This window comes from Bacillus sp. B2-WWTP-C-10-Post-4 (genome assembly GCF_009183805.1).
Taxonomy (GTDB): Bacteria; Bacillota; Bacilli; order Bacillales; family Bacillaceae_G; genus Bacillus_A; species Bacillus_A cereus.
The window spans coordinates 1-5,671 of the sequence record NZ_WEII01000173.1 but is presented as its reverse complement, the minus strand read 5'-3'; the positions used below and the strand labels follow the sequence as shown (position 1 = coordinate 5,671).

Below are 5,671 nucleotides of genomic sequence, written 5' to 3'. Positions count from 1 at the left end.
GGCTATAATTATGTCGGCTGGAAGTTATTTGTTGGGCAAGTGTATGCGATACCTATTTTCTTCATTACTACGATAATCACATTTTATATAAACAAGAAAAAATCTTACGAATAAACGATTATAAGGATAGCTAACACTATCCTTATTTTAATTCGTTAATCAAAAATTTATATCCTTTCTTCTAAAAAGTTAAACGCAACATCTGTATTTCAGCGTTTAAACGCAGTTCCTCCGAAATCCAGCTCTCTAATTTTGAAACAGATGCAATATTTTTTCAAAAAGCCCCTGTAATTTACTTTTCAATACTTCCATATCATTAAGCATACACAATGCGACTGTTTAAAAGTTAAAAATTTCTGCTTATTATAAATAAAAAAGGACAAGTAGCCAATCTGACTACTTGTCCTTACTGTTCATCTGTACGCAATACGATTAAGCTTGGAATGCTTCTGTTAATACTGGTACGATTTGTTTTTTACGAGATACAACACCTTTTAAAGTAGCTGTATTGTTTTCTAGTGATACGTTGTATGCTTTCTCAACAACGTTTGCTGCTTTACCGATCGCAAGACCAACAGAATCGTTAGTTAAGATATCAGTTACAACGAATAAGAATAGGTCTAAACCTTTTTCTTCTACTACTGCAGAAATTACTTTTTCAAGTTCCGCTTGGTGTACAAGAACGTCGTTTGTATCAACAGCGTTTACTTGTGCGATTTCAACTTTCGCATTACCCATTTGGAATTCTTTAGCGTCAAGAGAGATTAATTGCTCCATTGTTTTTCCGCTTAAGTCAGCACCAGCTTTTAACATTTCTAAGCCGTATTTATCTGCATCTACACCAGCGATTTCCGCTAATTCACGAGCAGCTGCTACGTCTTGTTCTGTGCAAGTTGGAGATTTGAATAGTAAAGAATCTGAAATGATTGCAGATAACATTAAACCTGCAACTTCTTTACGAATTATTACGCCATTTTCTTTGTACATTTTGTTTAAGATTGTAGCTGTACAGCCAACTGGCTCACAACGATAGTATATAGGATCGCTTGTTTCAAAGTTAGCAATACGGTGATGGTCAATAACTTCTAACACACGAACTGATTCGATATCGTTAGCACTTTGTTGACGCTCGTTATGGTCAACTAAAATAACGTTGTCCACTTCGCTTGCTACTGTCTCAACAAAACGCGGTCCTTCTACTTTAAAATAGTCTAACGCAAATTGAGTTTCACCGCTGATTTCGCCTAAACGTACAGGCTCAGCATTCATTCCTAATTCTTTTTTCAATTCTGCATAAGCAATTGCAGAACAAATTGCATCTGTATCTGGGTTTTTATGCCCGAAAACTAGTACTTTTTCCATGTTTTCCACCTCTTCATGAAAAGGATATCTTAAAGAAGCAAATATGACAATATTTAAAGCATATTTTTTTATAAATAATTGCACTTTCTTCTATATTTTTCATCATTTTCATAAAAAAAATCATCTAAAATGAATTAGATGATCGAAATGTATGTTTCAATTAAAATAGTGTAGGAGCTTGTACTACATTGTTAAAAGCGAATTTTGAGGATAAGCCATTATTCAAAAGGTTTACATCTATAACTTGATAAAACGCATTTCCAGTGTCTGCAATTTCCCAAACAGCTAAAATAAGATGGTATCCACTACGGTCAGTTGGTACATTCGCTTCGTGCGTTACTGTTGTCCCTGGTCTAGCTCCACCGTCATTTTTCACATAGAATGGCACTAAATCTAAATCTGATCGCGTCAAAGGTTTATTGGGATTCCAACCTTTTTTCGTAATATAGTATTTCCACTCTTTCGTACTATGAGGAGCCGTTAGTTTCCACTTGAATGTATTCGTCCCGCCATTTAACGTAACTTTCTTCCACCTATCTACAGTTTGAACATCTAAAGCGGGAAAATGACCAGCCCCTGCAATTTGTCCATCAGAAGGTCCTAGTTGCGGAAATCCACCTATTCCTTCTACGCTTTGAGGTTCATATTGAATTGGTCCACAATTTACATTTACCCCTTGCTTACATAAATAAGATCGGCTCGCTGGTGATTCTACATATCCATGAGCTGAAGCCTTTTCTGAAAATCCAAATGTTAATAATCCCGTAAGTAATACGCCACCACTTAAAATAACTTTCTTCATCTTTTGTAAACTATTCTTTTTCATACTTTCATCCCCTTCCCATAATAAAGCGAAAATAACTATAGTTGGCTAGTCATCTTCTCTACATTTATTATAAGACGAGAATCATTACTAAAAGAACCCTCTAAAAACTTTCTCAAATTCATTTAGTGCGTTAATTAGATTATAATTAACTATTTTAACACCGCCAGAAAAATATAGACGGTGTTAAAAATAGTCGTTTATTATTCACTTACTAATAATCAAGCACTCTCCCCGTTTGATTATAACTTAAATGTTTTTATAATAAAGAACCGTAGCATCTAACTTTCCATTCGGAGAAATTGCATACCCTGGTATTGTTCCAACTTCTTGGTAGTCTAGTGATTTGTACAATTTATTGGAAGGATCTCCTTCTCTAGTATCTAATACTAAAAGAGACCTGTTTTCTTGCTTTGCTCGTTCCTCTGCTTTTTGCATAAGCGATCGTCCAATACCGTTTCGTCTAAAGTTTGGATGAGTCATTAATTTGCAAATCTCAGCTCTATGAATTCCGTTAGGCTTAGTAACTAATTGTAATTGAATACTCCCTGCTACTTCGTTGTTTATTTTAGCCACATACAATATCACTTCTGGCGCTAATACTGTTTGCCAATACTTTGTTGCATCTTTTTGTTCCAGTGGAGGCAAAAAACCAATTGATGCCCCATCATTTACAACCATTTTCAAAAGTTTCGAAAGTTCTTCTATATCATTTTCTAGTTTCTTAATTTCTTCAATTACTAAATTTCGCATTACTTTTCCCCCTTTTGTTTCATTGTAACAATTTTTAAAGAAGGAATAATGAAATAATAAGAGGAATTTATAGTTAAGATATGATTTTTTGTGAAAGGATAACGATATGAAATATATATTAGATAGAACGTACGCAAAAGAATAACTCGAATGGGCATATGAACAAAACCCGGGCCCTTGGTTTGAACATTCACTACATGTTGCTCATGCAACTGAAAACATAATTATAGAACTTATAAAAAAAGGGTACAAGCTAGATGCTGACATAGCATATAACGCTGCCCTTTTGCATGATATCGGAAGATACAAAGGTTTTACCAAATCGGTCATTCATTCCTATGATGGTTATATGTATATGAATGATTTAGGGTATACAGGAAACGCTGTTATTTGTGTGACACACTCATTCCCATGCAAAAATGAACATATAGATATCGCAGCGGAATGGAGTCTCGTTCCTGACCATACGAGAAGCCGATTAGTTGAAATATTAAATGAACATTGTAACTACGACTTATACAATAAAGTAATTACTCTTTGTGACGCTCTTGCTGATGCGGATGGCTTTACTACGCTGGAAAGAAGATTAATTTCTGTTGGTTTGCGTCATGGTACAACATCTCATACATCTTTACATTGGAAAGGGTTTTATGCGATTAAGAAAGAATTAGAAGCTTTAATCGGTAAGAGTATATACACAGTTCTTCCTGATGTAGAAAAATCTATTTATGAAGATATAGAATATTAAAGTAAATACAAATTGAAAACGATAAAATTTGTATTTATGTTTCTAAAAGACTCTTTCAAAAATGGAGGGATTTCTTATTAGTAAAATAGGATTTGACTTGATAAACCTTGAGGGGAATTTTGAATTTGGATATGAAGATATAAAAAAGATTTCTATGAGATGTAAATTTTCTAACTGTTCACATACAAACGAACCAAACTGCGCGGTTAAAAGAGCTATCTCTGACGGTGCTCTTTCTGAAGAAGTAGTTAACAGTTACTATAGAGATTTTAATGAGGCACATTATGTTTCTAAACAGAAAAATAAAACAAAAGCCATTGATTATATGAAGCAATTGAAGCTTTTTACAAAACCTTAAAATTAAATAAATAGTTGTTATTTCTCATTCCTACTAAATTTAAAATTCTCCCATTATTGTATAACCATAAATTGAACCCATCCTAGATAATTTTTATACTCAAATTTAATTTCACATAAAAAACGTTTTAAACATAAAGTTTAAAACGTTTTTTTATTCAATGCTTTTGATTTTTCAATTCTGTTAAACACTCTTGCACTAAAGTTACCGCTTGACTCATCGCAGCTCCGCCAGCAAATGCTGCTGAAACACCACATGCTTCTAGAATCTCTTTATCCGAACATCCTTGATCAAGACAACCTTTTGTATGATAAATTGTACAATACTCATCTTGCGTTGCTAAACTAATTCCTAATGCAATAAGTTGTTTTTCTCTTTTTGTTAAAGAACCCTCTTGAAAACAAGCTTGCGTGAACGCATTATATGTCTCAGCGATTTCAGGAATTTGATTTGTAAAACTACCTATACCTTCTTTATAATGATGTAGAATATCATTTATCGAACTATGTTGCTCATGTTCCATCTTATTCCCTCCAGTCATATTATCCATACTTATTGTAGTATGTGATGAAATGGAGGCAATATACCTTCTTTTAAATTAAGAATTTTTAGTTAATTTAAGTTATAATTTTAAATTATCATCTACAATAACTTTTTCTTTCAACCTCTTTACTTCTTTCTTCCCCAAATGTTAATCCTTCAATCCCCACATTTTTAGGATTAAATACTGGATCTTTCCCTTCTTTTTTCTGCGTTTCATAATCTTTTAACACTTTTAATGCGGTTTTACTTAAAAGTAAGATTGCGATTAAGTTTAACCATGCCATACTACCGATTCCTAAATCTCCAAGATTCCATAAAAGCGACGCTGATTCAACGCTACCGATGTAAACCATAATTAAAAATCCAAATTTTAAAACTGGTTTTAACCAGCCATATTTCAGTTGACGATCTAAATAAGTAAGTGTCGTTTCAGCGATATAGTAATAAGCGAGTAACGTTGTAAATGCAAAAAAGAAAATCGCAATTGAAATAAATATTGGACCAAACCCTGTTATCACAGTTTCAACTGCTTGTTGTGTATAAATTGGACCAGCTTCCACATTTCCTATGTTTTGTACAATGGCGGTTTTCCCTTCAGGTATAACATTATACATACCTGTTATTAAAATCATAAGAGCTGTCGCTGTACATACGACAATTGTATCGATATATACGGAAAACGCTTGAACTAATCCTTGTTTTGCGGGATGCGATACTTCAGCAGCCGCCGAACTATACGTCGCTTCTCCGACACCAGCAACGTTTGAAAATACAGCGCGTTTTACGCCCCATGCAATAGCTGCACCAACAATTCCACCAAACATTTCATTTACACCAAATGCGCTAGAGAAAATTAAAGCAAACATCCTTGGAATCTCCGTTACATTCGCAATTAATATGATACATGTAACAATTACATAACCAATTGCCATAAATGGAACAAGCATTTGAGAAACGCCAGCAATTCTCTTTACACCACCAAAAATAATTGCTGCTAGTAACATGACTAAAAATATACCAGTTATATATTTGCTAATACCATTAGAGTTTTCAAATCCAACTGCGATACTACTAGATTGAATAC

The 5,671-nt window shown here is 33.7% G+C and carries 7 protein-coding genes and 1 pseudogene; 3 read left to right on the top strand and 5 right to left on the bottom strand.

Translation table 11 applies throughout. The features are described 5' to 3' along the window. Positions 1 to 114, top strand: a 114-nt coding sequence (locus tag GBN78_RS28110) for a DUF4017 family protein (protein ID WP_152127950.1), incomplete at its 5' end; no start/stop codon positions are given. 318 nt (positions 115 to 432) lie between these two features. On the opposite strand, the gene ppaC is transcribed toward GBN78_RS28110, so the two are convergent. The 3 genes from ppaC to GBN78_RS28095 form a co-directional block, all read right to left on the bottom strand. Then, the gene (gene ppaC / locus GBN78_RS28105; protein WP_152127949.1) at positions 433 to 1,362 is read right to left on the bottom strand and encodes a manganese-dependent inorganic pyrophosphatase; all 930 of its coding nucleotides are present in this window, start codon (positions 1,360 to 1,362) and stop codon (positions 433 to 435) included. Positions 1,363 to 1,522: 160 nt separating this feature from the next. After that, positions 1,523 to 2,188 carry a lytic polysaccharide monooxygenase gene (locus tag GBN78_RS28100; protein ID WP_000742278.1) on the bottom strand — a complete coding sequence of 222 codons (666 nt, stop codon included), beginning with the start codon at positions 2,186 to 2,188 and terminating at the stop codon, positions 1,523 to 1,525. Between the two features lie 246 nt (positions 2,189 to 2,434). Beyond that, entirely contained in the window at positions 2,435 to 2,938 is a 504-nt protein-coding gene (locus GBN78_RS28095; protein WP_001245250.1) for a GNAT family N-acetyltransferase, read from the bottom strand. Between the two features lie 106 nt (positions 2,939 to 3,044). Between GBN78_RS28095 and GBN78_RS28090 the strand changes: the two are divergent. Both GBN78_RS28090 and GBN78_RS28085 read left to right on the top strand, forming a co-directional pair. After that, positions 3,045 to 3,686 (top strand): annotated as a pseudogene (locus GBN78_RS28090) (HD domain-containing protein). Between the two features lie 61 nt (positions 3,687 to 3,747). Then, positions 3,748 to 4,044, top strand: a complete 297-nt coding sequence (locus GBN78_RS28085) for a P-loop NTPase family protein (RefSeq protein ID WP_000398281.1) — start codon at positions 3,748 to 3,750, stop codon at positions 4,042 to 4,044. Between the two features lie 157 nt (positions 4,045 to 4,201). Here the strand turns inward: GBN78_RS28085 and GBN78_RS28080 are convergent, their stop codons facing one another. Together GBN78_RS28080 and GBN78_RS28075 are read right to left on the bottom strand one after the other, a co-directional pair. After that, positions 4,202 to 4,594, bottom strand: a complete 393-nt coding sequence (locus GBN78_RS28080; RefSeq protein ID WP_002005224.1) for a carboxymuconolactone decarboxylase family protein — start codon at positions 4,592 to 4,594, stop codon at positions 4,202 to 4,204. An 88-nt stretch (positions 4,595 to 4,682) separates the two neighbouring features. Continuing rightward, a partial coding sequence (locus tag GBN78_RS28075) for an alanine/glycine:cation symporter family protein (protein ID WP_152127948.1) occupies positions 4,683 to 5,671 on the bottom strand: 989 nt, incomplete at its 5' end.

Coding starts and splice junctions, on each gene's coding strand:
- GBN78_RS28095 (WP_001245250.1), bottom strand. CDS start 2,938: ATGCGAAATTTAGTAATTGAAGAAATTAAGAAACTAGAAAATGATATA.
- GBN78_RS28080 (WP_002005224.1), bottom strand. CDS start 4,594: ATGGATAATATGACTGGAGGGAATAAGATGGAACATGAGCAACATAGT.
- ppaC (WP_152127949.1), bottom strand. CDS start 1,362: ATGGAAAAAGTACTAGTTTTCGGGCATAAAAACCCAGATACAGATGCA.
- GBN78_RS28085 (WP_000398281.1), top strand. CDS start 3,748: ATGGAGGGATTTCTTATTAGTAAAATAGGATTTGACTTGATAAACCTT.
- GBN78_RS28100 (WP_000742278.1), bottom strand. CDS start 2,188: ATGAAAAAGAATAGTTTACAAAAGATGAAGAAAGTTATTTTAAGTGGT.